The sequence below is a fragment of the Neobacillus niacini genome (assembly GCF_048572935.1).
GTDB classification, from domain to species: domain Bacteria; phylum Bacillota; class Bacilli; order Bacillales; family Cytobacillaceae; genus Neobacillus; species Neobacillus niacini.
On the sequence record NZ_CP183883.1, the window covers coordinates 5373537 to 5398826 of the forward strand.

Below are 25290 nucleotides of genomic sequence, written 5' to 3' on the forward strand. Positions count from 1 at the left end.
TTAGTCCGAATCTGATATAAAGGAGTCATGAACCCTCTTCCAAAAAGGAAATGGACGGAACCGAGCAAAGCGAATTTTTTCATCTGGCACTCTAAATTGAATGGATTTTACATCCTTATGAAGTAATGTAAGATGATCAACGGTTACTTGAAAATCCGGACGATTAACAGGTTTTAGCATACAGGTGTGATGGGACGGCAGGATTAGCGGTGAACCAACAGTCCGAAAGACCCGGTTATTGATTGAAGCCATTTCAGCTACCTGCAATGCCGGAATCGAAGGATGGATAATCGCTCCACCAAGTGCTTTATTGTATGCTGTACTTCCAGATGGGGTGGAAACACATAGACCATCACCCCGAAAGCGTTCAAAGTGCTGTCCGCGGATTTCTACATCCATAACCAATGTCCCCTCGACACTTTTGACAGTTGATTCGTTTAGGGCAAGATACCGAGATTCTTTTCCAGCATGCTGATAACGAATGATTACTTCAATTAATGGATATTCAACAACTTGATATGGAGTTTTGGCAATTGCAATCACAAGTTTTTCGATTTCATCAGCTGTCCAGTCGGCATAAAAACCAAGATGGCCTGTATGTATTCCGACAAAGGCAGTTTTATCCAAACGGCTGCTATATCGGTGGAATGCATATAGCAGTGTACCATCCCCGCCAATTGAAACGACAATATCCGGTTGATCCTCATCGTAAATAAGATCAAAGTCGAGTAAATAGGTTCGCATTTTATGCATTAAGATATTCGATTTTTGATCTCCTTTGGATGTAATCGCAAATTTCATAATGTTTTCTCCTTGTAGTATAATACTTACAATGCCTATATTAACTTTTCTCCTCTTGCTTAAACTCCTTATTTCTTGTGAAGAATGCTTGTGCCTCTTGGATCTCACCACGAATTAAGGACATTTCCTCATCAAGACGAAACGCTGCCTCTGCAGCACTTTGCAGCCTCATTTTTATATCTGCGGGAAAAATTCCTTTGTATTTATAATTTAACGTATGTTCAATTGTCGCCCAGAAGTTCATTGCCAATGTTCTAATTTGAATTTCAGCCAGTATTTTCTTTTCCCCGTGAATCGTTTGAACCGGATAACGTATGACAACATGGTAAGAACGATATCCGCTCGTTTTTTTATGTGAAATATAATCTCTTTCCTCGACGATTTCTAGGTCATTTCGGTTCCTTAACAAGTCGACAACATGATGGATATCATCTACGAATTGACACATGATACGCATACCGGCAATGTCTTGCATTTCTTCTTCCAATTTATCAAGTGGAATACCTTTTTGATTTGCCTTATCAAGGATACTCGCAATTGGCTTGACTCGACCAGTTACAAATTCAATAGGCGAATGGCTGGAGTCTAACTCAAATTGTCCTCTCATACCCTTTAATTTTATTTTCAGCTCTGATACGGCTTGTTTATATGGAGCTAAGAATTGGTCCCAATGCTTCATGATTCCACCTCAATAAGAAACTATAATATGTTTAAAAAATTCCTTCTACTTTTGCGACCATCTCTTCACCATAATTACTATTTCCTCTAATGTTGTTAATAATATCAACTAATTCCTCATTAAAATTAGTTAACTCCAATTCTTCTTCATCAAAGTGAATCCATACTGCAATTTGTCTTGTTAATGTCTCTTTTAATAAAGGCCAAATGGATTCAGGAATGTCAATATATGTATATCCCTCTTGATTCTCCATTAAATAGACAAAAGAAAATTGCTTAGAATCAACAAGAATTTGTTCTGTTGGGATTAATCCCGAAATCGGCTCATTTACTTGTAATAGTAGCTTATTATTTGATATGTTCGCCTTGCTAATTAGTATTCTTTTATTCATTTTATTTACCTCCAACATTTACCCTACTATTTTAGCATAATCTATCCATTTCTCCCAAGAATTGCGGTTCGGCCAAATGCTAAGATAAAATAAGAGGACGCATTAGAAAGGATGGACTAACGATGTCAGAGACAATTGAAATAGAATTTAAAAATCTACTTACAAAAGCTGAGTATAAAAAACTGCTTAAAGCATTTAGAGTAAAGGAAGACCAAATCATCAGCCAAACAAATCATTATTTTGATACACCTGATTTCAGATTAAAGGAATTAGGTTCTGCTTTAAGGATAAGGGAAAAAAAAGATTACTATGAAATGACACTTAAGCAGCCAGCTGCTGTTGGTCTGTTAGAAACCACACAAATTCTATCTCTAGATGAATTCTTGGGTGCGATTAAAAATGGAATAATCCCTAAGGGAATCGTTCACGAACGATTGGAACTATTAAATAAACCGATAATGGTTTTAGAGTATTTCGGTTCTCTCACAACGAAACGAGCTGAATTCACTTATAGAGAAGGACTTTTAGTATTAGATCATAGTTTATATCTAAATACGGAAGACTACGAGGTTGAATACGAAGTGGAAGATTTCCAAGTTGGTCAACGTGTATTCGAAGAGCTTCTTGAACAATATAATATTCCCTTACGGACCACCCAAAATAAGATTGCTCGGTTTTACAAGCAAAAATTATAAGCGGTTTATTTGAGATATGAAAAATCCATTGATAAAATAATAATACAAACATATTTAAAGGAGTTGTCAACATGAATGAGAAAAAGCCTACTCCATATGAAGCCATCGGCGAAGATACCTTACACCGCCTAGTGGATACTTTTTATGGTTTAGTTGCACAACATCCTGATCTTGCACCAATCTTTCCAAATGAATTTTCCGAAATTGCTAGGAAACAAAAGCAATTTTTGACACAATATTTGGGGGGACCAGCGTTGTATACCGAGGAGCATGGTCATCCGATGATGCGTGCACGACATTTGCCTTTTCCCATTACTCCTAACCGTGCAAAAGCATGGCTATCTTGCATGAAACAAGCGATGGACAAGACTGGATTAGAGGGTCCGATAAGGGATGATTTTTATTCAAGGCTCTATCTTACTGCACAACACATGATCAATAAGCCAGATACCAGTGAGATACCAGGTGAAAGTTCGTGAGTAACCCTAGGTTCACTTCAAAGCAGCAGGTCTACAATTTTGACAAGAAGCCACTCGAAATATATATGTTCATCGATCCTTTATGCCCAGAGTGCTGGGCACTCGAACCAATTCTAAAAAAACTGCACATTGAATATGGCCGCTATTTTTCCATTAAACACGTTTTAAGTGGGACTATCGCAAATTTAAATGTTAGCAAAAAGAAAAATTATGAAGTCATTGCCGAATTATGGGAAAAGACAGCAAGCAGATCAGGGATGTCCTGTGATGGAAGCCTATGGTTAGAAGATCCAGTAGCTTCCCCGTATATTGCTTCGGTTGCCATAAAGGCCGCAGAACTTCAAGGAAGACGAGCTGGTATACGGTTTCTTCGCAAAGTACAAGAAAAACTATTTATTGCTAAACAAAACATTTCCCATTTTGAGGTATTAAAATCTTGTGCAAAGAGCGCAGGATTAGATGTTGAGGAATTTATTTCTGATTTCCATTCCGAAAGTGCAGCAAAAGCTTTTCAGTGTGACTTGAAAATCACCACTGAGATGGAAGTACAAGAAATTCCTACCCTTGTTTTTTTTAATGAAAATGCAGAAGATGAAGGAATTAAAATTACAGGTTCTTACCCGTATGAGGTTTATGTTCAAATTCTTGAAGAAATGCTTTCTGAACAGCCAGTTAAAAATCAGCCGCCCCCGTTAGAAACATTTTTGAAATATTTTAAACTAGTCGCTTCGAAGGAAATTGCTGTCGTTTATAACATGTCCATTTCTCAGGTGGATCGGGAAATGAAAAAATTGCTATTACTTCAAAAGGTTGAACAGCTTCCTGCTAAATATGGAACCTTTTGGCGCTATGTAGAAGAGAATTGATTTTGAACATGAAAAGACCTTGCAGTTATAACTGCAAGGTCTTTTTCTATTAATACGAACAAAGGGGATGGGAGAAATTTTTCACGGTCAAACAAAGGGGTATATGTTTGTTGTGATTAACTTCACGTATAGAATATACCATGTAAATGAACCTGATGACAATGCGATTGTGCGTTATTTCACATAATTGTCAAAATATCATATTATGCTATTTTGGACAATACACTATAACTAAGTTGTTTCCGTTACTTAAAAATAAGGTGGCATGTCGAATGAAGAATTTACCTGTAATCTTGATGATTCTCTTTATACTTTTTGGATTTTCTCTCCATATCCTTGCGTTAATGAAGATCTTTCCACTGATCATTAGTATTCCACTTTTTTATATTGGAATTTTTATGTTTCTCTTTTATCTGAATGATCGAAAAAGATTTAAAGGGTTTTAAAGGAGAGTACTCAGGGTACTCTCCTCTACTTGTTAAGATAATAACTGCTCTAGTTCATTTAACTTTTCTTCAAATACTTTACATGCATCCCTGATTGGGTCGGCGCTTGTCATATCTACTCCAGCTTTCTTTAGTACTTCAATTGGATAATCGGAGCTTCCAGAGCTTAAGAAATCAATATAACGCTTTACTGCTGGCTCGCCTTCCTCTAGGATTTGCTTGCTTAATGCGGTTGCTGCACTGAAGCCGGTTGCATATTGATATACATAATAATTGTAATAGAAATGTGGTATTCTTGCCCACTCTAAGCCGATTTCTTCATCAATTACGATATCCTCTTCACCAAAATATTTCTTATTTAAGGCATAATATTCACTGGTTAAGGAATCCGCTGTTAAAGCCTCATTATTTTGGGCCTTTTGATGAATTAAATGCTCATATTCTGCAAACATCGTTTGACGGAATACAGTGCCTCTGAAGCCTTCTAAATAATGATTTAATAAATAGATTCTTTTTTGCTCGTCATCAATTGTTTTTAATAAATAGTCATTCAATAGCGCTTCGTTACAAGTTGAAGCTACTTCCGCAACAAAAATTGAATAATTTCCATAAGGATATGGCTGATTTTTCCTTGTATAGTAGCTATGGACAGAATGGCCAAATTCATGAGCTAACGTAAATAAGTTATTCACATTATCTTGCCAATTCATAAGAATATATGGATTTGTACCATATGCTCCTGAAGAATAAGCGCCGCTTCGCTTTCCTTTATTTTCGTGTACATCTACCCAGCGGTTTTCAAACCCCTCTTTTAGGATCTTTGAATACTCCTCGCCCAATGGAGCAAGCCCTTTGATTACAAGCTCTTCTGCTTTTTTATAAGGAATCTCCATTTTTACATCTTTTACAAGGGGAGTGTAGAGATCGTACATATGCAGTTCGTCTACCCCTAAAACCTTTTTCCTGAGCTTAACGTAGCGGTGCAATAAGTGTAAATGATCGTTTACTGTGTTTACTAAATTATCATACACGCTTTCAGGAATATTATTAGCAGATAGTGCTGCATGCCTAGCAGAGTCATATTTTCTAATTCTTGCATTGAAATTATCCTTTTTCACATTCCCGCTGATTGTGCTAGCGAAGGTATTGCGGAAATTCCCATAAGTGTCGTAAACAGCTTTAAAGGCGTCACGTCGAACTCTTTGGTCAGCACTTTCTAGAAAACGGATATAACGACCATGGGTAATCTCAACCTCTTCACCATTTTCATCTTTTACGGAAGGGAACTTTAAATCTGCATTATTTAACATTCCGAAGGTATTACTGGAAGCATCCATTACTTCACCAGCTTCTGCTAACAAAGCTTCCATTTCTGCTGACAAAACGTGTGGTCTCTGAAGGTTAATCTCCTCAATCGCATGCTCATAAAGCTTAAGTTCAGGTTTTTCTTTTATAAATCCATTAACCTTGCTTTCCTCTAATGAAAGTATTTCAGGAACAATAAAGGCTAATTGACTGCCAGCTTGTGAATAGAGGTTTTTCATTCTATCATCTAATCCCTGATAAAAGGAATTTGTTGTATCCTGGTCATAACGCATATGAGCGTATGTATATAACTTTCCTATTCTTTCAAGGAGCTTATCCTGAAACTGGAGAGCATTATAAAGAGCATCTGCACTCTCCCCAAGTTTCCCTTCAAACTCTTTAATCCCAGAAATCTGACTCTTTACATCTTGAAATTCATTTTCCCACTCTTTATCGTTAGCAAAGATATCCTCTAATCTCCATGTATCTTCAACCGGAATTTCACTTCTTGAAGGCAACGCCTTTATCGTAGCTTCGTTTGCCATATTTCTTCCTCCATTCAAAATTTATTCGGATTACGAAAAAAATTTACCCCTGTTAATATTCTCCTTTTTTATTGTTTTTCCTTTATTTTTTTAGTTTTACCCATTATATTATGCCCTAAAGTTATATTTCATTTATAGTTTCTAGGATGGTCTTATATTTTTGATGAAATTCATTCCTTCGTTCCTCCTTTTCCCGATTAGATTTTGGAACGGAGATTTTAGTTTGAAGTTGAAAGACCGTTTCAGTTTTTTTTATAAGAATTCCGAGTTTTTCTAGTTGAAATAAATACTCTTTCACAGCATGAAAAGACTTTTCATTCGTTATTTGTGGAATATTCCTGATGATAATCTCATTATTCATGATTCTCTTACTGTAATTTCTTTCAACTTCCTTTAAATTAACAAGCTCATAAAGTGTTTTATTTAGCAATACATCTAAAAATAAATAGGTTTGCCAAATAATTGCAGGTGTTTGAATGAATAAAGAATGACGAACAGGTAAACCAATTTCTGGGGGAAGCAAATATAAGTTGAGGTTATGAATATAGATTTCACGAAGAAATCGATGGAGCTCGGGACTCGGATGGAGTGACCAATTTAATGTGAATCTCTCCATCTCCTTTGACCATTTCGCGAAGCTGAAATAATTATTTATTTGCGGTGCTAAAACTTCTTCCAATTTAGTATTTTCGAGGGAATGATAGGTGATGTTGGCGACTGCATTTTTTATAGAATAAGGATAGACCGAACTGAGGATTTTAAATTGTTTTTCTTCGGGGCAATAAGAAGGCAGTATCAATTGGCTCTCCTCTGTTTTTCTAAAAAAGAAATAATCAAAGTTTGATAAAGAGAAGACACTATTCCTTTTGGTTTTCAGATGCTTACTGCCTTGGATCCAAAGAGGAATGTAATTTTGTTGGCGATAGGCCTCTGTTCGCTTCTTAAATATTTCTTCTGTAATTGGTGAACATTGATATTCTAATGCGTATTTCTTACCATCGTAAAGGAATAAAATATCAGGGCGCTGTTTAATTATAGAATCATAATATTCTAATTCTACAGGAATTCTTTGTCTTTCCAGCCACTGATAAAGCTGCAGTTTTCCTTTCATATGATAAATCGTTTCTCCTTCATAGAATTCCCTGCAAACCGTTCCGCTTCGGTGTGCAAAGTGGTAAATTCTTTGAGTCCCCAGCTTAAGTGAAACTCGCTCCCCACAAGCTGGACAAAAAAATTTTTCATTTTTTCGTATAAACATGAGTGTCTCCTTGTTATACTCCTTACCTAAGCTAAAAATGGTACCTGAATGTGTTTGTGCCGTCAGCAATGGTTATCAACCTCCTTTTCTTTCTTACATTCGTGTTATCTAATTGGAAATCCTTTTTTATAAAAAAAGAAAACCCGCCAATTTGACGAGTTTGTGAACTTATAGCAGCGGTGATAGTAACCTAGCAGTAGATTCAATCAACCGTAATCCGATATGTCTTTTTCTAAAAGATGTTAATTCAAGCTGTTTCGCATATTCTAGATCATTAATATACTCCGCCACAAGTTTCTGAGTGCTTTTGGTACGAAATAAGAAAGCATTTACCTCAAAATTTAAATGAAAACTGCGCATATCCATATTAGAAGTTCCAATAGAAGCGAGCTCATGGTCAACAATAACGATTTTACTATGCATAAACCCGCGTTCATATTCATAGACCTTTACACCAGCTTCTAAAAGCTCAGGAAAGTAAGATCTAGAAGCATGAAAGACGATTCGTTTATCAGGGCGATTAGGAACAAGTAATCTTACATCAATGCCGGAAAGCGCAGCTACTTTTATCGCTGAAAATATATCTTCATCCGGAATAAAGTATGGTGAGGCAATCCAAACAGATTCCTTTGCCGAAGTAATCATCGAGAAAAAGATATTCTTAATTACACTCCATTCATTGTCCGGACCGCCAGCAATTAATTGAACGCCGCCATGATTTTTTTCATCTATTTGCGGAGACAAATATTCGGCAGTTAAGAAGCTGTGATTCGTCATGTAATACCAATCTTGTAAAAAGATTAATTGCAGCGATCTTACAGCTTCTCCTCGCAACATTAAGTGGGTGTCCCGCCAAAAGCCATAAGTGTCATTTCTTCCTAAATATTCATCACCAATATTTAGCCCGCCTACAAACCCAATCATTCCATCAATCACAATAATTTTACGGTGATTTCTGAAATTAAATTTATTATTTAAAAACGGCAGCTTAACAGGACCAAAACAAACTGTTTCAATCCCTGCATTTTTTAAATCATTAATAAATCTTTTGGATAATCTCCAAGAACCCACTGCGTCATACAAGAATCTTACCTTTACCCCTTGTGCAGCCTTTTCAATTAAAATTTTCTTTATCTCTCGTCCAATTTCATCATCTCTTACAATATAATATTCCATATGTATATGATGTCTGGCTCTATTCAATTGCTCAAGGATGTGATGAAAGGTTTCCTTCCCGTTCGTTAGTACCTTCGTTGCGGTGTCAAAGGAAATTGGACTATTCCCCAATTTTTGCGCCAACGTAAATAGCCTAGCTTGGTGCTCGGCCATTAATCCAAGTTTTTCTTCACTTCTCGGGTCATCTTCACCCTCCACAGTCAAGAAAGCTTGTTTGTCGAGAAAATACTTCTTCCGATACATTTTCTCCTTTCGGTAATTTCTTCCGAAAAGTAAATAGAAAAAGAAACCCACTAGTGGAAAGCTACCCAATACCACCAGCCAGGTAATGGTTTGTGTCGGGTGTCGATTCTCTAAAAATATGACGAATGCAATAAAAATAACAGAAAGCGTTATCAATAGGCTCAAAAAACCAAATATTCCAACCTGTAAATACTCCTTAAAGAAAAACATAAGTATGGATAGAACCAGTACAAACAATACAACCCTTACTGTGTTTTTCAGTCTCATCACCCTCAAAAAGTTTTTATACCTATGTAAAAAATACCGATTTCAAAAATCGAAATCGGCACGTTTATTTAAAATGTTTTCTTATTTCAGCAAAAACATTCTCAGAAATTATCTTTTTCCCATACTCATGGATTCGATGAATAGTGAGTTGTGTTTCATAACCATATTCAAGCAGAATACTTAGAATATCATCAATTTCATCTTCTTCAAATAAATCTTCTGGAAACTCAGTATATAAATAATATTTATTTTCAAAGTTGTACAACACAGTAACCAAATCATCAAGTCCGCCACGATTTGATAACATAATGACATCTTCAAAATCTTTGAAAGCAATTAAAAACTCTAACGACTCTTCTTCGAGTAAAAGATCATCATCATCATCTCGATTTCCAGGATTGAAATGGTGATCCAGGATCTCTTCTATGTTGCCATCAACAGGCAGATCCTTTAATTTTTCATTTGGGATTGGCAGCTCAAACTTTTGTCCATCCTTTGACACCTGTGCTTTTGTCACAAGAATTTCTAGCCCTTTCTCTAATGCCTGCACTTGGATCCACAGCGGGCCTTCGACAACAAACTCTTCTTCTTGATGTACTTCATCCATCATTTCCCAGAAAAGCTCCTCACTTCGCTCCCGATTGTACCAAATTTCTTCACGATCGAAGCCTCGTTCTTCTATATCACCATAAGAAATGTAAAACTTTACTGTATTCTCATTAATTCGTTCGATTTCCATCGTTACCTCTCCCTTCCGTTTCCTTATTGAAGGGACAAAATACCCCCAGCAGACAATGCTTTTTGGCAATTACCCATTTACCCAAGTAGAAAGGATTAATTATTGTAATGTAAAAAAAGATTATAATCCCTGTACTTTTATTTTATGACAAAAGTATTAAATTGGGAAATAAATTTACTCCTAATTGCAAAAACCATTCATTTGCCTATTAATTAGATATTCCTTATATTGTAACAAAATGACAGAGAAATCTCAAACCAAAAGAGGTGCAAAAAAAGCCTTCAGATTTGAAGGCTTAGTCTCATTCGTTTTAATTTACCATACGCTGAGCTTCTCTTAATTGGAAGGTACGTACTCTTCTAGGTAAAAAACGTCGAATTTCGTCCTCATTATATCCAACCTGAAGACGCTTTTCATCAATAATAATTGGACGGCGTAATAAACCAGGATTAGCTTTAATTAATTCAAATAAATCCTGAAGCGGCATGGTATCTAAATTAACATCTAATTTTTGAAAAGTCTTTGATCTTGTAGAGATAATCTCGTCTGTACCATCCTCAGTCATACGAAGGATTTCTTTAATCTCTTCAATCGATAATGGCTCAGAAAAAATATTTCTTTCGGTATATGGAATTTCATGTTCTTCTAACCATGATTTTGCTTTTCGGCATGATGTACAACTTGGTGAAGTGTATAATGTTACCATTTGTCTCCACACTCCTCTTTTAATTACTATTCAAATCTATAGTAAATCTATCCATATTTATGTTTCTTTAATTAAAATGATTATAAATAAGTAATATATATCATTAATTATACACCACTGTTTCTAAAAAAGGTATCCCTTTTTCAAATTTAATTAAATGTCAAACTTTTAGCCTATTTAAATTTATTCATTATATTAGACGTTTAAATATTGAAAAGGTTTCATTCTTTCTATACCCGGAAATATTCTCAATTAAACCTCACTTGGTGAAAACGCATTCATTTTTGTATAACTTTTAATGTTTTTATAACTTTACCTCTTTTAATAACATCCAAGTTCTTTTAAAATATACATGAGGAGATTTAACATTATAAGCAGTTGATTATAACTTAGAATGGAAATATGGAGGTATATTCATGGCCGGCTACATAGCTGATTTATCGATGGTTGCGATTTTAATTATTGGAATTACTGCATTTATGGGGGTACTCACGAATGGTTTTGGTGAAAAGGCTTTCGGAGGAAAAAAGCGCTCTGAATTTGTTGACCAAAGTGCGAGATTCCAAACGGGCTGGAAAAGTGTTGGCGGGAAGAAGAAGTAATCCTTCATTTACTTGATTCCAAATTTACATTTATTTATAATAGGTATAAATAAATTATTTACTTTAGCGATGACAAAGAGTAGTACGTATTTTTAACCGTTTCAGAGAGTTTGTGGCTGGTGAAAACAAACACGGAAAAATACCGAATGGACTTTTGAGCTTCTTTCTGAACTTCTAAAATGATTAGTAGGAAAAGACGTTAACCTTGCGTTAAAAGGATTCCTAGTCTATCCATTCTAGATAGATCTGGATTGAGTGACTCTTTTTGAGTAATTAGGGTGGTACCGCGAACCATTCGTCCCTATCGTTTTTAGGGATGAATGGTTTTTTTATTTATATAAATAATTAGGAGGATTTCGGTCATGAAAACGATTTTTTCAGGTATTCAGCCAAGTGGAACCATTACACTTGGAAACTATATTGGGGCAATGATGCAATTTGTTGAATTGCAGAATGACTATAACTGCTACTTTTGCATCGTTGACCAGCACGCGATAACAGTTCCTCAGGATCGTTTAGAGCTTCGAAAGAATATTCGCAGCTTGGCGGCACTTTATCTTGCCGTTGGGATTGATCCAAAGAAAGCAACCTTGTTTATCCAATCGGAAGTTCCCGCTCATGCCCAAGCAGGTTGGATGATGCAATGTATTGCTTATATAGGTGAATTGGAAAGAATGACTCAATTTAAGGATAAGTCAGCTGGTAAGGAGGCTGTTTCTGCAAGTTTATTAACCTACCCGCCACTAATGGCCGCAGACATTCTTTTATACAATACCCATCTAGTTCCGGTTGGTGAAGATCAGAAGCAGCACATGGAATTAACACGTGATTTAGCAGAAAGATTCAATAAAAAATATGGGGAGATTTTAACCATCCCAGATATTCGAATTCCTGAAGTCGGAGCAAGGATTATGTCGTTACAGGAACCAACAAAGAAAATGAGCAAATCTGATCCAAATAATAAAGCTTTTATCACACCTTTAGATGAGCCAAAACAAATTATTAAAAAGATAAAAAGCGCAGTTACAGATTCAGAAGGAATTGTTAAATTTGATAAAAGTAACAAGCCAGGAATTTCTAACTTACTGTCTATTTATTCCATTCTCGGCAAAAAGACCATTGCTGAGCTTGAAGCAATGTATGAAGGCAAAGGCTATGGTGATTTCAAAGGCGATTTAGCACAAGTAGTCGTAGATGTATTTGAACCAATACAAGAAAAATATAAGAACTTAATGGAATCAACTGAACTAGACAGAATTTTGGACGAAGGCGCTGAGAAAGCAAACCAAGTCGCAAGCAAAACCGTAAAAAAAATGGAAAATGCCATGGGATTAGGCAGAAAAAGAAGATAAAGAAAACAGGTCACGAAAGTGTTTACTATCGTGACCTGTTTTTTAATTTACTTTCGGCCCATGCTCCATTTCCCATAGCTTTTCAAAAAATGGCTGACCTTTTATTAAATTCTCACAAAAAGTTTCATGCTTTTTAGACCAACCGTATTTCGTTTCCTCAAACAACTGCTCCCATGCTTTCTCAAAATTCAATTCCTGAATCGCCGAGTATCGCTCTGGACACCATTCAGTAAACCAATAACGGACTTCTGCTTCGTTCTTAGATGTATGTAATTGATCAAGTGCCATAAATAACAACTGTTTTAGCTGACGCTCTTTTCGGGTTAATCCCGTCATTAATTCCGGTTCAGGTGATAAAATATGAAAATCTTTATCCACTGTATTCTGTTGAAAATGATATTTTTTTGCATCATGATTGGCAATCATTTCATAGACAAGCTGTTCCTGTCTTGGTATGAGTCTGCTCTTTCTAATTGGTATTGAATACCCAATCGTATCAACTGCTAAAATTCCAACCCCATCTGTAACCACGAAGCAGTACTCAAGTTGAACCCTTTCATGGTTTTTCCTTAAATATGCCTTTTGAAAAATATCATCTAGAAGCTGTTGAGGTAATTCTGAGAGATCGTTCTCAATATAGTGAAAGAGAATCGGTTCTACTTTTAACAAAGGAGCTTGGTCTAACAGCTCTACACCATCATCTTTGCGCCATTCATGAAAGTGGCACACATTATACCCGTTTTCTTCACCTTCAAACCAATTTACCCAAACATCATGAAGATACAACATTGTACAACCCCTCACTTCAAGAAACTGTTTGTCAATCAGTATGGTCAGACAGAAGTTAATTTATTCCTTAAGAACCAAATACTCTTTGATGAGGATAAAAAAAAAAGCCTATTTTTTTCGGCCATTTTTTGTATAGTTTTCAGTTATTAAATATTTCTTTGCAGGTTGAGTAAAGGATAGTTTTGCAGAATATTCATTATTACGATAATAATCTTCAACAATTTTAAAACCAACTGCGTATCCAAGTAATCTTGGTATTTTTCCTGAACCATACAATAAATCATCATGTTTTTTTTCACTCTTTTTTATGTCTAAGTTTCCTTGTAAAAATTTTTCCCAAAGATTATCTAATTCAGCTTCTGAGTACCTCTTACACCAATCGGCTAAATAATTTCTCCCGCAATGAATTAAAACAGAGTATTCTGCAAGTCCTTCAATAATGATTGAATCAAGCAATGTATAATCTTCTAATCTTTTAGTTTGTTTATTTAACCTGCAAATGTGATGGTATTCATGGACAAATAGCGCTTCTAACTCTTTTGAAGGTAAGCTGTCGGAAAGAAATAAAAACATTTTGTCCGGGTAGGAGACCCCACCCTTCACCTTATCTTCTTGTCTAAAAAAGAAGCTTCTACTTTGTCCAATGGGAAAAATGTAGATAGGTATATCTGGTCCGCCCCATTTCTTTTTATATTCCTGAAAAATCCCCTCCACTTCTTGCCAAACCATATTATCCTTCATAGCGTTGAATATTTCCTCAGTCCTCCGGGAGGCTCGGTACATCCCAAAATCTATCAATTGATTGTAGACCTTTGAAGCACTTTGCCCCTTAAAAACAGGGAGCAGCTTTTCGCATATTTTTAATGGACGATCAAACTCATCCTCCAGCCACTTATCAGTTCGAATGATGCCCATTTCCTCACTCCAAACCTTATCATTTTTTACATAGTATGAATGATATGCAAAGTGGTTCGCGTTGGTCGTCCTATAAAAGAAAAAAGCCGACCAGGTGTTTTCCTGGTCAGGCTGCTTATTTTTCATATTTTTTGAAGACTATTGTTGCATTATGGCCTCCAAAGCCTAGAGAATTACTCATTGCTGCTTTTATTTCCTTTTGACGTGCCTTATTTGGGACATAATCTAAATCACATTCTGGATCTGCAGTTTCATAATTGATCGTTGGAGGAAGAATACTGTCTTTCATCGCAAGGACAGTAAAAATTGCTTCAACACCACCAGCTGCTCCTAGAAGATGACCTGTCATTGATTTAGTTGAACTCATTGCCAAATTGTATGCATGGACTCCAAAAACTTCTTTAACTGCGAGTGTCTCAAATTTATCGTTATACTCCGTACTAGTTCCATGTGCATTGATATAATCGATTTCTTCAATATTTAATCCGGCATCGTTAATAGCCATTTTCATCGCGCGCGCGCCGCCTTCACCACCAGGGGCTGGTGCTGTTATATGATAGGCATCACCTGTTGCACCGTAGCCAACGATCTCAGCATATATTTTTGCACCGCGTGCTAATGCGTGTTCTAATTCTTCAAGTACAACGATACCCGCTCCCTCACCGATAACAAATCCATCGCGGTTTTTATCAAATGGCCTGCTGGCATTTTTAGGATCTGGATTCGTAGAAAGAGCTGTATTCGCACAGAAACCAGCTACTGACATTTTCGTAATTGGTGCTTCCGCTCCACCTGTAACCATGGCATCCGCGTCTCCACGCTGAATGACTTTAAAGGCGTCACCAATTGAGTTCGTTCCTGTTGCACATGCTGTTACCGTACAAGAATTAAATCCTTTTGCACCAAGTCTGATCGAAACTTGACCAGTCGCCATATCAGGAATCAACATCGGTACAAAGAATGGACTTACCCTGCGGTACCCTCTTTTCTGAAAGATTTCATATTGTTCTTCAAATGTTTCCATTCCACCAATACCGGAACCAATCCACACCCCGATACGATCGGCATTTTCGTCAGTAATGGTTAGCTTTGCATCCTCAACAGCCATCAGCGCTGCTGCAACCGCATACTGGGTAAAACGGTCCATTTTTCTTGCTTCTTTTCTATCCATAAAGGTTTCTGGATTAAAGTCATTAATCTGTGCCGCAACTTTTGCAGGATACTCTTCTGCATTCACACGTGTTAAAGGGCCAATTCCAGACTTTCCTTCAATAATCCCTTTCCATGTCGTTTCAACATCGTTACCAAGCGGGGTAACCGCTCCTAGACCAGTAACCACAACCCTGCGCTTATCCATATAATACATCTCCTTTAATACACTTCAATATATTAGTTAACTATTTCTCTTATTTACCCCATCTAATCGCAATGGCACCCCATGTTAAACCGCCGCCAAAACCGACCATTACAATTAGGTCATCGTCTTTAATTCTTCCAGCCTCTAATTCCTCAACAATAGAGATGGGAATAGATGCTGCCGAAGTATTCCCGTATTTATGCACAGTCTTTGACATTTTTTCCACTGGAAGTTCAAGCCTTTGTCTCGAAGCCTCCATAATACGAATATTAGCTTGGTGAGGGATAAGGAAATCTACATCCTCTTTTGTAAGCCCCGCTTTTTCAAGAACGTTAATACAGCTTTCACCCATCTGGCGAACAGCAAACTTAAATACTTCCCGTCCATTCATGATAATATACTCATCTTGGTATAAATGCTTTGCACCCGTGCCATCTGCACCCAATTCAAACGAAAGAATTCCTCTACCCTCAGAAACCTCTCCAACGATAACTGCGCCAGCACCATCTCCGAATAAGACGGCAGTGTTTCGGTCATTCCAGTCGGTGATCTTTGAAAGTTTTTCAACCCCCACTACTAGAACATGCTTATAAGCTCCTGATTCAACAAACTGCTTTCCGGTAATAATACCGTACATAAAACCTGCACATGCTGCACTAACGTCCATTGCGGCAGCTTTTTTCGCACCTAATCGTTCTTGAAGCATGCACGCAACCGAAGGAAATGGTTGATCTGGCGTTACGGTTGCAACCAAGATTAAATCGATATCCTCTGCTGTGATACCTGCATCTTGGATTGCTTTTTGTGCAGCAGCAAATCCCATATCAGATGTATTAGTGTTATCATCTGCGATACGACGTTCTTCAATGCCTGTTCGTGTTCGAATCCATTCATCTGATGTATCCATAATTTTTTCTAAATCCGCATTTGTAACAACCTTCTCTGGCAAAAACCTTCCAATTCCAACAATTCCAGCGTTCAAGGAATCATCCCCTTATATGATTAATCTATTATTAGTAATTATTATGACTTGGTACTAATTTTATCAAATAAAAGTATAAATAAGCAACATTTAAATGTACCATCCCCGCTTATGTCCATACCATTTGTTCATAAACTTCATAATCTAAAGGAGAATCACACTATTAGGAGGAGGCAGTAAGATGGGAAATGAAAGCAATCGGGATGATCGCTTTTCAAGAATGATGTTTGGTAAACAAAAAGAGAGTGTTCGGGGCAATCATGGTAGTCCTCAGTTCAATCCATCTTCACTTGATATAGAATCAATAATAGAAAACATAAGTAAATTAAGGGATTCCTCCCAAAATTTAAAACCATTATTTCAAAAGGTTTATCCTTTTGTACAAGGATTTTTGAAGAAAAAATAAGCTGCCTATGTTACGGCAGCTTTTCTTAATGATCAGCATTTAAGCGGTGAGTATGTTCAATTTGTTTAGTCAACGCAACTGATAATGGAACGGTGCTAGGTACAATTTTTCTTATAATATCTTTATCCTTTATTTCTAGTATTCGCTTGTTTAAATCTTGTTCGCTTAATTGAAGTAAGGCTGCACATGAGTCCCATTGATTGTCCTTTCCACTTTGGAGAAGGTATTTTCCAGGCTGATTGATTTCCATTATCTCTATAATCGCTTTCACCACATCATCAACAAATAGGGCGTCACTTGTTTCCTCACGCAGTCCTTTAAACGGCATAGCTCTATTTAATTCCGTTAAAATAGAGGATTGGAATATAAAGGTTTCTGGCTGCCATGGCCCAAATACTGTTGGCAAATAAAGTAAATAGCTATGCTTATTCGGTAATATAGTCCTTTTTAAAAAATCCTCGATGACGATTTCAGCTTTTGAATCAATCACATTTTTTAAGATTTGACTTGGAACCAGAATGACGATATTTTCCCAATTGTTTTTATTAATTATATTGCTTATCAAATGATCGGTTAATAAGTAATCTTCCTTATATCGCATATATAGGTCATATACAGAGAGTACTATTGTTTCATTCGCGGAAGATTGATTTGCTATGTCCCCTAATGAAACTTCAGCAAAGTTAGCGTTTCTTCCAATTTCTAGTCTTTTTTCGCTTGCCATATTCTCCTTTTCTTTCGTATCAAGTTGTACTCCCCTTACTACAATCCCTTTATCAAGTAATGATTTGCATACATGAAAATTCACAAAGTCAAATACTCCAATAATAACGACCTTGTCCATTACTATTCCTTCCTCCCCCAAGCTTCATTAGTGAATCCTATGCGGCTACATGAAGAATTATATCTCTCTAGGGGAGGAAGCTATTTATAGCACCTTTTCAAACTGATTGAAAAACTTTTTCATCATATTTCCAAGCTGTTGTTTTTTTTCAGGAACAATATATGTTGGACTAATATCCGTATTAGCCAGTAATTTTTGCAGCTGTTTTGATTGGTTATAGGATTTACCACTGGACATAACATGGATTATCTTGATTGGAATGCCCATATTCAATTGAACTTCATCTTCCATATCTTGAAGTTCTTGCTCAAGTGTGTCTTGATCCGTTTTATAGGCAGCTGTTAATTCTCTCATAAGCTTTTTATAGAAAAACTTGTGTTCTTTTTCAAGTTCGATATGTTTTTTTAAAGAAAGAATGGGATTTAATAAAACGACTGACCTCAATTGCCCCTGCATTTTCTCCATTAATCTTACAGCCACAAGAGCCCCCATGCCCTCAGCTATTAGATGAACTTTATTATTAAGAATTTCACTTCTAATTACTTGCTGATAAAGCCTTTGAGCTAGCTCTACAGCATGGTCACTTCCCCAGTTTCGCCCATACAAATTTGAGGAAAAAATAGTATATCCTGATTCTTTCAATTGATTGATTATGGCCAGTCTACCTTCATTCTGAGTCCAAAAGCATTTGCTTTCATCAACAAAATGCCTTTCATCTCCAATTATTAAAATTCCAAAACCTGTGGGCTTTTCAGGGTAATGGATGATATTCCACTCGGTATCCATCTGAAAATTCCGGTTCTCCATCGCTAAATCTCCTTTTACATATTTCCTCAAAGTATTGTATGTGATTTCACATGAGATGAAAGGGAATATAGCCTATTGGACAGTTATACAATGGTGTTTTTATTGTTAAACCTGGTGTTTTTTTTACATATCCGATTGTAGACGGCCCAGTGTTTTGAATTTTTGCTTTTATTATTTCAATAGCATATGGTAATATTATGAGAGATGATAATAGGGTAGAGGTGAAAGATAGTGCGATACTTTTGGACTTTTTTTTGGGTGTTTGTTTTAGTGCAAATGCTTTCATATGTAGTTAGTTCAATGACTGAAGGCGGAGTATTCAACTTCCAGTCAGGTGCAATTGTTTCTGTTGGAGTTTTCATTTTGATTGTTATTGCAACGGCAGTCATTCCTAATGATCCTGTTGAAAAACACTAAATACTGTGACAAAAGGTCATCCATTAAACTGGATGACCTTTTTTATTTTCTTACAAAATAGTGATGGTTAATTCCCCGTTTTCAGTTGTAACGCTGACAATGGAGTGTTCGTGAACATTACCTGCAATAATGGCCCTGGCAAGTTTTGTCTCGATATTTCGTTGAATAAACCGCTTTAGTGGTCTTGCACCATATATAGGGTCAAAACCATTTATTGCAATAAACTCTTTCGCATTGTCAGTTATTGTTACTTCAATATCCTGTTCCTTCAGCCTGCTTTGAAGTTCCTTCATCATTTTTACGACAATATCCTTTAATTCGGTTAAAGATAAAGGCTTAAATAGGATTGTTTCATCTATTCTATTTAAAAATTCTGGTCGGAAATGACTTTTAAGTTGTCCTAGGACCTTGTCTTTGGTTGCCTCCGAAATTTCAATTTCATTTTCATGTCGTTCCAATAAGAATTGTGAACCGATATTGGAGGTCATGATAATGACTGTATTTTTAAAATCGACTATTCTTCCTTGGGAGTCCGTAATTCTGCCATCATCAAGTGCCTGTAGGAGAATATTAAATACCTCAGGATGTGCTTTTTCAATTTCATCCATCAGGATAACAGAATAGGGTCTTCTTCTGACAGCTTCTGTTAGCTGCCCGCCTTCTTCATAGCCCACATATCCAGGAGGGGCTCCAATTAACCTAGAAACAGCGTGTTTCTCCATATATTCAGACATATCAATGCGAATCATTTGCTCTTCACTATCAAACAAAGCTTCGGCGAGTGCTTTAGCCAGTTCAGTCTTTCCTACACCTGTTGGTCCTAAAAATAGGAATGACCCTATCGGTCTTTTTGGATCCTTGATTCCGGCACGTGCTCGTAATACCGCATCAGCAACTAGTTGAACTGCTTCATTTTGCCCGATTACTCGTTCTTGCAATAGAGATTCTAATCTTAGAAGTTTCTCCCTTTCCCCTTCAACTAGCTTAGATAGTGGAATACCGGTCCACCTTGACACTATATTTGATATCTCTTCTCCGGTAACTTCCTCTCGAAGTAGCCGTTCATTTTTGGCTGTTTGCGATTCAAGCTCTTTCAATTCTTTTTCAACTAATGGGATCTGACCATGACGAAGCTCTGCAGCACGGTTTAAGTCATATTTATCCTCGGCTTGCTGTAATTCTCTTCGCAGTTTCTCAAGTTGTTCCCTTTTCTCCTGCAACTTCTGTATTCCTTGTTTTTCATGAAGCCACTGGGCTTTCTTGCTGTTCGCTTGATCTTTTAATTCGGCGAGTTCTTTTAACAGGGCCTCTAGCCTCTTTTTACTTGCCTCATCCTGTTCCTTTCTTAAGGCAGCTTCTTCAATTTCCAATTGCATAACTCTGCGTGTTACCTCGTCAAGTTCTGTTGGCATTGAATCAATTTCAGTTCGAATAAGTGCACAAGCTTCATCCACTAAATCAATTGCTTTGTCTGGAAGAAAGCGATCCGTGATATACCGGTCGGATAATGTTGCGGCCGCCACGAGAGCATGATCATGAATTTTTACTCCATGGTGAACTTCAAATCTCTCTTTTAACCCGCGTAGGATGGAAATTGTATCCTCGACATTCGGCTCTTGAACCAGTACCTGCTGAAATCTTCGCTCAAGTGCAGGGTCCTTTTCAATATATTTACGATGTTCATCGAGGGTTGTTGCCCCAATACAATGCAGCTCTCCACGAGCGAGCATAGGTTTCAGCATATTCCCTGCATCCATAGCCCCATCCGTTTTTCCTGCTCCTACAATGGTGTGCAGCTCATCAATGAATAATAATATTCGCCCTTCGCTTTTTTTCACTTCATTCAATACAGCCTTTAATCTTTCTTCAAATTCACCTCTGAACTTTGCCCCTGCAATCAATGCACTCATGTCCAATGAGAATATCGTTTTATCTTTTAACCCCTCTGGAACGTCCTTCCTAACAATCCGCTGGGCGAGCCCCTCGACAATCGCCGTTTTTCCTACACCAGGTTCCCCAATTAAGACAGGATTATTTTTAGTCTTTCTAGAAAGAATTCTAATAACATGACGAATTTCTGCATCCCTGCCAATAACAGGGTCCAGTTTACCAGCTTTAACTTCGGCTACAAGGTCTCTTCCATATTTTTTAAGCGCATCGTAAACTGCTTCTGGATTTTGTGATGTCACTCTCTGGTTCCCCCTTATCTCCTTAATTGCAGTTAATATATATTCCGGAGTTTTCCCATTAGATTTTAGTATTTTCCTCATTTCTGAATCATTTGCATAACAAGCCGCCAATAATATATGTTCAATTGAAATAAAATCATCAGTAAACTTAGAAGCAAAATCTTCGGCACTAACAAAAAATCGTTGAAGTTTAGATGTAATGTATAACTTCCCTTGCTCGGTACCACTTCCAGTAACTTGTGGTTTTTTATCAAGGACTTTCTGAAATGCACTATCAACACTCTCCGTTTGGATTTCTGCTTTCTCTAAAATAGCAGCTAATAAACTATCCTCTTGACGAAGTAATGTTAAAAATAAATGGGGTTCATCTACCTCTTGGTGATTGTTTTTTATCGCTAAAGACTGTGCATCTGCTATGCCTTTTTGCAACCGCTCTGTCATACGATTTAAATCCACCTTTATACACCTCTTGACCTTTTCTGACCTATTTAATTTTATTATATACGTATATGTAATGAAATATAAAATAAAAGCCATCCATGGTCTTACCCCTGTCAAGTAGACAGCTTAAAAAAACTAAGCAACCAATGCGTGCCGGTATTCCACTGGCGCGCGTTGGTTTAGTTTCTTCTGAAAGCGTTTGTAGTTATAATGGTAGATGTAGTCTTCAATCGCTTGTCTAATCTCATCTTCTGATTTACACTGTTTTATATACAACTTCTCTGTTTTGAGGTGCGAAAAGAAGGATTCTATACAGGCGTTATCCAGGCAGTTTCCTTTGCGAGAGTGGCTGCCCTTTACACCGTATTTTTCTATTCGTTTGTTGTATAGTTTAGACGTATACTGAAAGCCTTGATCTGAGTGTAGAACGGCTTCAGCTACGTCTTTTTTGTTTGCCCATTGAGAGACAGTATTTAAGACTAGTTCAAGATCATTTCTTTTTGATAGCTCCCATGCTACAACTTCATTATTAAAAAGGTCTTGAATGACCGATAAATAATAAAATTGCTTCCCGTCAGATACGTATGTAATATCCGTAACCATCTTTTGATTAGGCGCTATTGCCTCGAATTTTCTATTAAGACGATTAGGTTGAATCACCGAAGGTGTATGTCCATGTCTTTTTCTCTTCTTGCGTATGATAGCTTGAATCTCCATTTCCTTCATAAGACGGTAAACCTTTTTATGATTAATTGAATAATCATTTTCATTTAACCAAGTAGTCATGCGAGGGTATCCAAATTCTGGATGAAGTAAATGAGTCCCCATCATGTGTTCACGTATATCTTGATCCTGTTTGGCTCTTTCTGCTCTATCATTCTGTGTAGCCCTCCACTTATAGTAACTAGCTGGCTTAACATAAGCGACCTCTAACAACCATGTAATACGATGGGTATCTTTTAATTCATCAATGATCTCATATTTTATTTGTTGAGTGATTTCCTCTCCTCCTTTACCAGATTTGGATACTGCTTTTTTAAATAATCCACCTGTGCTCTTAAATAATCTCTTTCTTCTTCGACGGATTTAAATACGGTACGTGGCCTACCTTTGAAGGGACTAACAGCTCCGACTCTTGTATCAAACTGTTCTCCACTTTTCCACTTCCTAACCCAAACTTTAAGTTGAGTACAATTCTTAATGCCAAGTTCTTTAGCTAATACCGCATAACTTTTATTCCCATTAATATACTTCATAACTGCTTGTAACTTAAATTCATCAGTATAACTCTTAAATTCTTGTCCCTTTTTAGCCATTGAAAAATCCCCTCCAAGTTTAAGTGTAACACCCAAAATAAATATTTTGGGTTTTTTACACTATCTACTTAAAGGGGATAATATCACCACGGGGATGACTTTTTTAAATGATTTAAGGTTTACGCTGGTAAGTCCAAACACGTTCGTCATTTGAGGTTTCAGGGAACCTGTCCCCTGCTTTTAGCTTTATCTTTTTTGGATTATTGACATTTGACTCTGTATCACCAATTTCTATATATATACCATTATTTGGTGCTTTTTGTCCAGATCGAAACTGACGGCTTTGGCCCATTTCTGTCCCTCCTTTTTCTGTACAATATTATTATTTCCATTTACTCTAGGGACATTAAAGGAATTATTATGAAATAAATTCCTTTCTCTGCTTGGAATATATTTTGACGATTATATGAACTTATGTCACAATTATTGATATATAAGCGTTGTTAACAATATAATTATAGTATTATCTAGTAAATGAAACCTTGACTGTCATTTATTTAGGAAAGCAAATTAGCGATTGATTTCGCCCCTTTAAGGTGGTTATTCTTATGCAGTCAATAAAAGAAATACCTGTGAAGTTAACACAACTGTTTGATACGGTTCACCATATAAAGAAAATGGAAAAAGGCACTTTTCTATTTCAAGAAGGTTCCACTGCAAATGAATTATTTATTATCCAAAGTGGAATCATTCAAATAAGCAAGATTATTCCAGATGGCCGGGAACTTACATTAAGAATGTGTTCAAGAGGGGACTTTATTGGAGAACTTGATTTATTTTCTCCTGCACCTAAGTATTTGTTAAGTGCCCGGGTTGCGGAAAGCGGCGAAGTAGCAGTTATTATGAAGGATGTGCTCGAGGAGAAGCTTGCTAAAAATCATGAACTGGCACTTGAGTTCATGAGATGGATAAGCCAGCAATATCGAAAAACTCAAACCAAATTTCGAGACTTAGTTCTACATGGTAAAAAAGGTGCGCTATATTCCACCCTTATTCGAATTACAAACAGTTACGGCATACAAACCAATCAAGGAATCCTGATTGAATTACCGTTAACAAATCAAGAATTGGCTAATTTTTGTGGAACATCACGTGAGGTAGTAAACCGATTGCTAAGTGATTTAAGAAAATCAGAAATAATTTCCATAGATAAAGGCTCTATTACTATTCATGACCTGGATTACCTAAAGAATGAAATTGATTGTGAGGACTGTTCTCCAGAAATCTGTAAAATAGACTAAAATAAAAAATCGGTCGTTTGACCGATTTTTTATTTTAGTAAAACGATTTGAATGATTATAACTACAAAGAATAGGGTTGAATTGATGATTTCATATATGCCAATTTTCATTGGTGATAATGTTTTCCCATAAAATATCACCGCTCTTATTAAGCTTGGCAGAAATGCTATCGCCACGATCCAATACCCAAACGTTAAACTGATGATGAGCAATAATGAATGATATCCCCATGAGATCCATTTGTATTGAATGTTCTTTTTCTCTCTAATCATGGTTTTGACATAAAAAGTACACCCAATAAAAAATAACACTGAAGCGATAAAAATGAGTATTGTTTCATATGAAATCAGTCCCTTTCCGAGGTAGCTGCTAGCCAATCCAGCGATAGAAAAGGCAAAGATTGCACTAAAATCATTCATTAATGCACGGTCTTTATTAATTGAAGTATAATAAGCATTAATAATAAAAAATGGAACCATTAAGAATCCAAACGTGATAATAGAAGGCATTTTTAAAAGCGGAAATAGCAGAAATAATAAAGCAGGTATCATATAAATCATGGTCCACTTTTTATAAAATTCGATCTTTTTCTTTTTAAATAACAAGAGCATTGGATAGGTGGCTAGGTACAGGAATATCCAGCCAATAAAAAATGGAATATGCTCCCATAAAAATCCTCCATCGACTACTCCAAGCCAGAAAGGGATAATTGTCATTGCCCACGCGCCATGTTGTTTCGGTAAGAATAACTTCATAAGTCCACTCCTTCATTCCTCTGCTTTCCTCCACTATATCGCAGCCGAAAGAATTAAAAAGTGAAACACATCACAAATTGTGGTATATAAAAGAAGACAACTCACCTTCTAACAAAATTGTCACTTTTATAGTTTAAGAAATAGAAAAGCCCCAGATATTCATGATGAAAATGAATAAACTGGAGCATTTCTAGATAAAAATATTTTTATAATTAACAAACATATAAACCCTAATTGTATTATAGCGCAAATATGTTTCTGCCACAGTGTTAAAAATAATA

Annotated in this window: 28 protein-coding genes and 1 other annotated feature; of the genes, 9 read left to right on the forward strand and 19 right to left on the reverse strand. The window is 36.5% G+C overall.

Annotated elements, in window-relative coordinates; translation table 11 throughout:
• From ACN6MT_RS26360 to ACN6MT_RS26370, 3 genes are read right to left on the reverse strand one after another with little or no spacing between them, the layout of a single operon-like run.
• Positions 1-801: an NAD kinase gene (locus ACN6MT_RS26360; RefSeq protein ID WP_063251436.1), complete on the reverse strand. Its 801-nt coding sequence runs from the start codon at positions 799-801 to the stop codon at positions 1-3.
• A 40-nt stretch (positions 802-841) separates the two neighbouring features.
• Positions 842-1480, reverse strand: a complete 639-nt coding sequence (locus ACN6MT_RS26365; protein ID WP_034673971.1) for a GTP pyrophosphokinase — start codon at positions 1478-1480, stop codon at positions 842-844.
• A gap of 31 nt (positions 1481-1511) precedes the next feature.
• Positions 1512-1871 carry a hypothetical protein gene (locus ACN6MT_RS26370; RefSeq protein WP_419888698.1) on the reverse strand — a complete coding sequence of 120 codons (360 nt, stop codon included), beginning with the start codon at positions 1869-1871 and terminating at the stop codon, positions 1512-1514.
• Between the two features lie 122 nt (positions 1872-1993).
• Here ACN6MT_RS26370 and ACN6MT_RS26375 point away from each other — a divergent pair, with 122 nt between their 5' ends.
• The 4 genes from ACN6MT_RS26375 (at position 1994) to ACN6MT_RS26390 (ending at position 4357) form a co-directional block, all read left to right on the forward strand.
• A complete protein-coding gene (locus ACN6MT_RS26375; RefSeq protein ID WP_419888699.1) occupies positions 1994-2566 on the forward strand; it encodes a CYTH domain-containing protein in 573 nt (190 codons plus the stop codon).
• Positions 2567-2637: 71 nt separating this feature from the next.
• Positions 2638-3045, forward strand: coding sequence for a globin (locus ACN6MT_RS26380; RefSeq protein ID WP_419888700.1), 408 nt, complete (start codon positions 2638-2640; stop codon positions 3043-3045).
• Complete coding sequence (locus ACN6MT_RS26385; protein ID WP_419888701.1) at positions 3042-3911, forward strand: ClpXP adapter SpxH family protein; 870 nt, start codon at positions 3042-3044, stop codon at positions 3909-3911. The genes ACN6MT_RS26380 and ACN6MT_RS26385 overlap by 4 nt, the downstream gene beginning before the upstream one ends.
• A 272-nt stretch (positions 3912-4183) precedes the next feature.
• On the forward strand, positions 4184-4357 hold the full coding sequence (locus tag ACN6MT_RS26390) for a hypothetical protein (protein WP_419888702.1): 174 nt from the start codon (positions 4184-4186) through the stop codon (positions 4355-4357).
• 32 nt (positions 4358-4389) lie between these two features.
• Here the strand turns inward: ACN6MT_RS26390 and pepF are convergent, their stop codons facing one another.
• From pepF to spxA, 5 genes are all read right to left on the reverse strand, one after another.
• Positions 4390-6207, reverse strand: a complete 1818-nt coding sequence (gene pepF, locus ACN6MT_RS26395; protein ID WP_419888703.1) for an oligoendopeptidase F — start codon at positions 6205-6207, stop codon at positions 4390-4392.
• A gap of 121 nt (positions 6208-6328) precedes the next feature.
• Positions 6329-7534 (reverse strand): competence protein CoiA, encoded by a 1206-nt coding sequence (locus tag ACN6MT_RS26400; RefSeq protein ID WP_419888704.1) that lies wholly within the window; start codon positions 7532-7534, stop codon positions 6329-6331.
• Between the two features lie 99 nt (positions 7535-7633).
• Complete coding sequence (gene cls, locus ACN6MT_RS26405) at positions 7634-9145, reverse strand: cardiolipin synthase (RefSeq protein ID WP_034674007.1); 1512 nt, start codon at positions 9143-9145, stop codon at positions 7634-7636.
• A gap of 70 nt (positions 9146-9215) precedes the next feature.
• The gene (mecA, locus tag ACN6MT_RS26410) at positions 9216-9890 is read right to left on the reverse strand and encodes an adaptor protein MecA (protein ID WP_419888705.1); all 675 of its coding nucleotides are present in this window, start codon (positions 9888-9890) and stop codon (positions 9216-9218) included.
• A 310-nt stretch (positions 9891-10200) separates the two neighbouring features.
• Entirely contained in the window at positions 10201-10596 is a 396-nt protein-coding gene (gene spxA, locus ACN6MT_RS26415; protein ID WP_045519743.1) for a transcriptional regulator SpxA, read from the reverse strand.
• Between the two features lie 416 nt (positions 10597-11012).
• Between spxA and ACN6MT_RS26420 the strand changes: the two genes are divergently transcribed.
• Both ACN6MT_RS26420 and trpS read left to right on the forward strand, forming a co-directional pair.
• Positions 11013-11198 (forward strand): hypothetical protein, encoded by a 186-nt coding sequence (locus ACN6MT_RS26420; RefSeq protein WP_419888706.1) that lies wholly within the window; start codon positions 11013-11015, stop codon positions 11196-11198.
• A 60-nt stretch (positions 11199-11258) separates the two neighbouring features.
• Positions 11259-11504, forward strand: a binding site (T-box leader).
• Positions 11505-11560: 56 nt separating this feature from the next.
• Entirely contained in the window at positions 11561-12550 is a 990-nt protein-coding gene (gene trpS / locus ACN6MT_RS26425; protein WP_419888707.1) for a tryptophan--tRNA ligase, read from the forward strand.
• Between the two features lie 42 nt (positions 12551-12592).
• Here trpS and ACN6MT_RS26430 read toward each other — a convergent pair whose 3' ends face one another.
• From ACN6MT_RS26430 to ACN6MT_RS26445, 4 genes are all read right to left on the reverse strand, one after another.
• Positions 12593-13339 carry a YjbA family protein gene (locus tag ACN6MT_RS26430; protein WP_419888708.1) on the reverse strand — a complete coding sequence of 249 codons (747 nt, stop codon included), beginning with the start codon at positions 13337-13339 and terminating at the stop codon, positions 12593-12595.
• A 108-nt stretch (positions 13340-13447) separates the two neighbouring features.
• Positions 13448-14254 carry a DUF2268 domain-containing protein gene (locus ACN6MT_RS26435; protein ID WP_419888709.1) on the reverse strand — a complete coding sequence of 269 codons (807 nt, stop codon included), beginning with the start codon at positions 14252-14254 and terminating at the stop codon, positions 13448-13450.
• 115 nt (positions 14255-14369) lie between these two features.
• The gene (fabF, locus tag ACN6MT_RS26440) at positions 14370-15611 is read right to left on the reverse strand and encodes a beta-ketoacyl-ACP synthase II (RefSeq protein WP_034673991.1); all 1242 of its coding nucleotides are present in this window, start codon (positions 15609-15611) and stop codon (positions 14370-14372) included.
• Positions 15612-15660: 49 nt separating this feature from the next.
• Positions 15661-16593, reverse strand: a complete 933-nt coding sequence (locus tag ACN6MT_RS26445; protein WP_034673989.1) for a beta-ketoacyl-ACP synthase III — start codon at positions 16591-16593, stop codon at positions 15661-15663.
• Positions 16594-16774: 181 nt separating this feature from the next.
• On the opposite strand from ACN6MT_RS26445, the gene ACN6MT_RS26450 reads away from it, so the two are divergent.
• A complete protein-coding gene (locus ACN6MT_RS26450; protein WP_419888710.1) occupies positions 16775-16999 on the forward strand; it encodes a hypothetical protein in 225 nt (74 codons plus the stop codon).
• Between the two features lie 25 nt (positions 17000-17024).
• Here the strand turns inward: ACN6MT_RS26450 and ACN6MT_RS26455 are convergent, their stop codons facing one another.
• Positions 17025-17843: a hypothetical protein gene (locus ACN6MT_RS26455; RefSeq protein WP_419888711.1), complete on the reverse strand. Its 819-nt coding sequence runs from the start codon at positions 17841-17843 to the stop codon at positions 17025-17027.
• Between the two features lie 84 nt (positions 17844-17927).
• On the reverse strand, positions 17928-18650 hold the full coding sequence (locus tag ACN6MT_RS26460) for a hydrolase (protein ID WP_419888712.1): 723 nt from the start codon (positions 18648-18650) through the stop codon (positions 17928-17930).
• A gap of 276 nt (positions 18651-18926) precedes the next feature.
• Between ACN6MT_RS26460 and ACN6MT_RS26465 the strand changes: the two genes are divergently transcribed.
• Positions 18927-19067, forward strand: coding sequence for a DUF2929 family protein (locus ACN6MT_RS26465; RefSeq protein ID WP_419956535.1), 141 nt, complete (start codon positions 18927-18929; stop codon positions 19065-19067).
• A 50-nt stretch (positions 19068-19117) separates the two neighbouring features.
• On the opposite strand, the gene clpB is transcribed toward ACN6MT_RS26465, so the two are convergent.
• The 4 genes from clpB to ACN6MT_RS26485 all read right to left on the reverse strand — a co-directional run bounded on the left by clpB (position 19118) and on the right by ACN6MT_RS26485 (position 23305).
• The gene (gene clpB, locus ACN6MT_RS26470; RefSeq protein ID WP_419888713.1) at positions 19118-21712 is read right to left on the reverse strand and encodes an ATP-dependent chaperone ClpB; all 2595 of its coding nucleotides are present in this window, start codon (positions 21710-21712) and stop codon (positions 19118-19120) included.
• A 120-nt stretch (positions 21713-21832) separates the two neighbouring features.
• Complete coding sequence (locus ACN6MT_RS26475; protein ID WP_419956536.1) at positions 21833-22783, reverse strand: IS3 family transposase; 951 nt, start codon at positions 22781-22783, stop codon at positions 21833-21835.
• The gene (locus ACN6MT_RS26480) at positions 22681-23013 is read right to left on the reverse strand and encodes a transposase (protein WP_419888714.1); all 333 of its coding nucleotides are present in this window, start codon (positions 23011-23013) and stop codon (positions 22681-22683) included. Before ACN6MT_RS26480 ends, ACN6MT_RS26475 begins: the two co-directional genes overlap by 103 nt.
• 112 nt (positions 23014-23125) lie before the next feature.
• Positions 23126-23305 (reverse strand): YjzC family protein, encoded by a 180-nt coding sequence (locus ACN6MT_RS26485; RefSeq protein ID WP_063251430.1) that lies wholly within the window; start codon positions 23303-23305, stop codon positions 23126-23128.
• Between the two features lie 256 nt (positions 23306-23561).
• On the opposite strand from ACN6MT_RS26485, the gene ACN6MT_RS26490 reads away from it, so the two are divergent.
• On the forward strand, positions 23562-24254 hold the full coding sequence (locus tag ACN6MT_RS26490; protein ID WP_419888715.1) for a Crp/Fnr family transcriptional regulator: 693 nt from the start codon (positions 23562-23564) through the stop codon (positions 24252-24254).
• Between the two features lie 29 nt (positions 24255-24283).
• On the opposite strand, the gene ACN6MT_RS26495 is transcribed toward ACN6MT_RS26490, so the two are convergent.
• The gene (locus ACN6MT_RS26495; RefSeq protein ID WP_419888716.1) at positions 24284-25009 is read right to left on the reverse strand and encodes a YwiC-like family protein; all 726 of its coding nucleotides are present in this window, start codon (positions 25007-25009) and stop codon (positions 24284-24286) included.
• Positions 25010-25290 lie beyond the last annotated feature (281 nt).

What these genes read in the sequence shown, in the direction of transcription:
- ACN6MT_RS26360 (WP_063251436.1), bottom strand. Translation starts at nt 801, where the DNA reads ATGAAATTTGCGATTACATCCAAAGGAGATCAAAAATCGAATATCTTA.
- ACN6MT_RS26365 (WP_034673971.1), bottom strand. Translation starts at nt 1,480, where the DNA reads ATGAAGCATTGGGACCAATTCTTAGCTCCATATAAACAAGCCGTATCA.
- ACN6MT_RS26370 (WP_419888698.1), bottom strand. Translation starts at nt 1,871, where the DNA reads ATGAATAAAAGAATACTAATTAGCAAGGCGAACATATCAAATAATAAG.
- ACN6MT_RS26375 (WP_419888699.1), top strand. Translation starts at nt 1,994, where the DNA reads ATGTCAGAGACAATTGAAATAGAATTTAAAAATCTACTTACAAAAGCT.
- ACN6MT_RS26380 (WP_419888700.1), top strand. Translation starts at nt 2,638, where the DNA reads ATGAATGAGAAAAAGCCTACTCCATATGAAGCCATCGGCGAAGATACC.
- ACN6MT_RS26390 (WP_419888702.1), top strand. Translation starts at nt 4,184, where the DNA reads ATGAAGAATTTACCTGTAATCTTGATGATTCTCTTTATACTTTTTGGA.
- pepF (WP_419888703.1), bottom strand. Translation starts at nt 6,207, where the DNA reads ATGGCAAACGAAGCTACGATAAAGGCGTTGCCTTCAAGAAGTGAAATT.
- mecA (WP_419888705.1), bottom strand. Translation starts at nt 9,890, where the DNA reads ATGGAAATCGAACGAATTAATGAGAATACAGTAAAGTTTTACATTTCT.
- spxA (WP_045519743.1), bottom strand. Translation starts at nt 10,596, where the DNA reads ATGGTAACATTATACACTTCACCAAGTTGTACATCATGCCGAAAAGCA.
- ACN6MT_RS26420 (WP_419888706.1), top strand. Translation starts at nt 11,013, where the DNA reads ATGGCCGGCTACATAGCTGATTTATCGATGGTTGCGATTTTAATTATT.
- trpS (WP_419888707.1), top strand. Translation starts at nt 11,561, where the DNA reads ATGAAAACGATTTTTTCAGGTATTCAGCCAAGTGGAACCATTACACTT.
- ACN6MT_RS26430 (WP_419888708.1), bottom strand. Translation starts at nt 13,339, where the DNA reads ATGTTGTATCTTCATGATGTTTGGGTAAATTGGTTTGAAGGTGAAGAA.
- ACN6MT_RS26435 (WP_419888709.1), bottom strand. Translation starts at nt 14,254, where the DNA reads ATGGGCATCATTCGAACTGATAAGTGGCTGGAGGATGAGTTTGATCGT.
- fabF (WP_034673991.1), bottom strand. Translation starts at nt 15,611, where the DNA reads ATGGATAAGCGCAGGGTTGTGGTTACTGGTCTAGGAGCGGTTACCCCG.
- ACN6MT_RS26450 (WP_419888710.1), top strand. Translation starts at nt 16,775, where the DNA reads ATGGGAAATGAAAGCAATCGGGATGATCGCTTTTCAAGAATGATGTTT.
- ACN6MT_RS26455 (WP_419888711.1), bottom strand. Translation starts at nt 17,843, where the DNA reads ATGGACAAGGTCGTTATTATTGGAGTATTTGACTTTGTGAATTTTCAT.
- ACN6MT_RS26460 (WP_419888712.1), bottom strand. Translation starts at nt 18,650, where the DNA reads ATGGAGAACCGGAATTTTCAGATGGATACCGAGTGGAATATCATCCAT.
- ACN6MT_RS26465 (WP_419956535.1), top strand. Translation starts at nt 18,927, where the DNA reads ATGCTTTCATATGTAGTTAGTTCAATGACTGAAGGCGGAGTATTCAAC.
- ACN6MT_RS26480 (WP_419888714.1), bottom strand. Translation starts at nt 23,013, where the DNA reads ATGGCTAAAAAGGGACAAGAATTTAAGAGTTATACTGATGAATTTAAG.
- ACN6MT_RS26485 (WP_063251430.1), bottom strand. Translation starts at nt 23,305, where the DNA reads ATGGGCCAAAGCCGTCAGTTTCGATCTGGACAAAAAGCACCAAATAAT.
- ACN6MT_RS26490 (WP_419888715.1), top strand. Translation starts at nt 23,562, where the DNA reads ATGCAGTCAATAAAAGAAATACCTGTGAAGTTAACACAACTGTTTGAT.
- ACN6MT_RS26495 (WP_419888716.1), bottom strand. Translation starts at nt 25,009, where the DNA reads ATGAAGTTATTCTTACCGAAACAACATGGCGCGTGGGCAATGACAATT.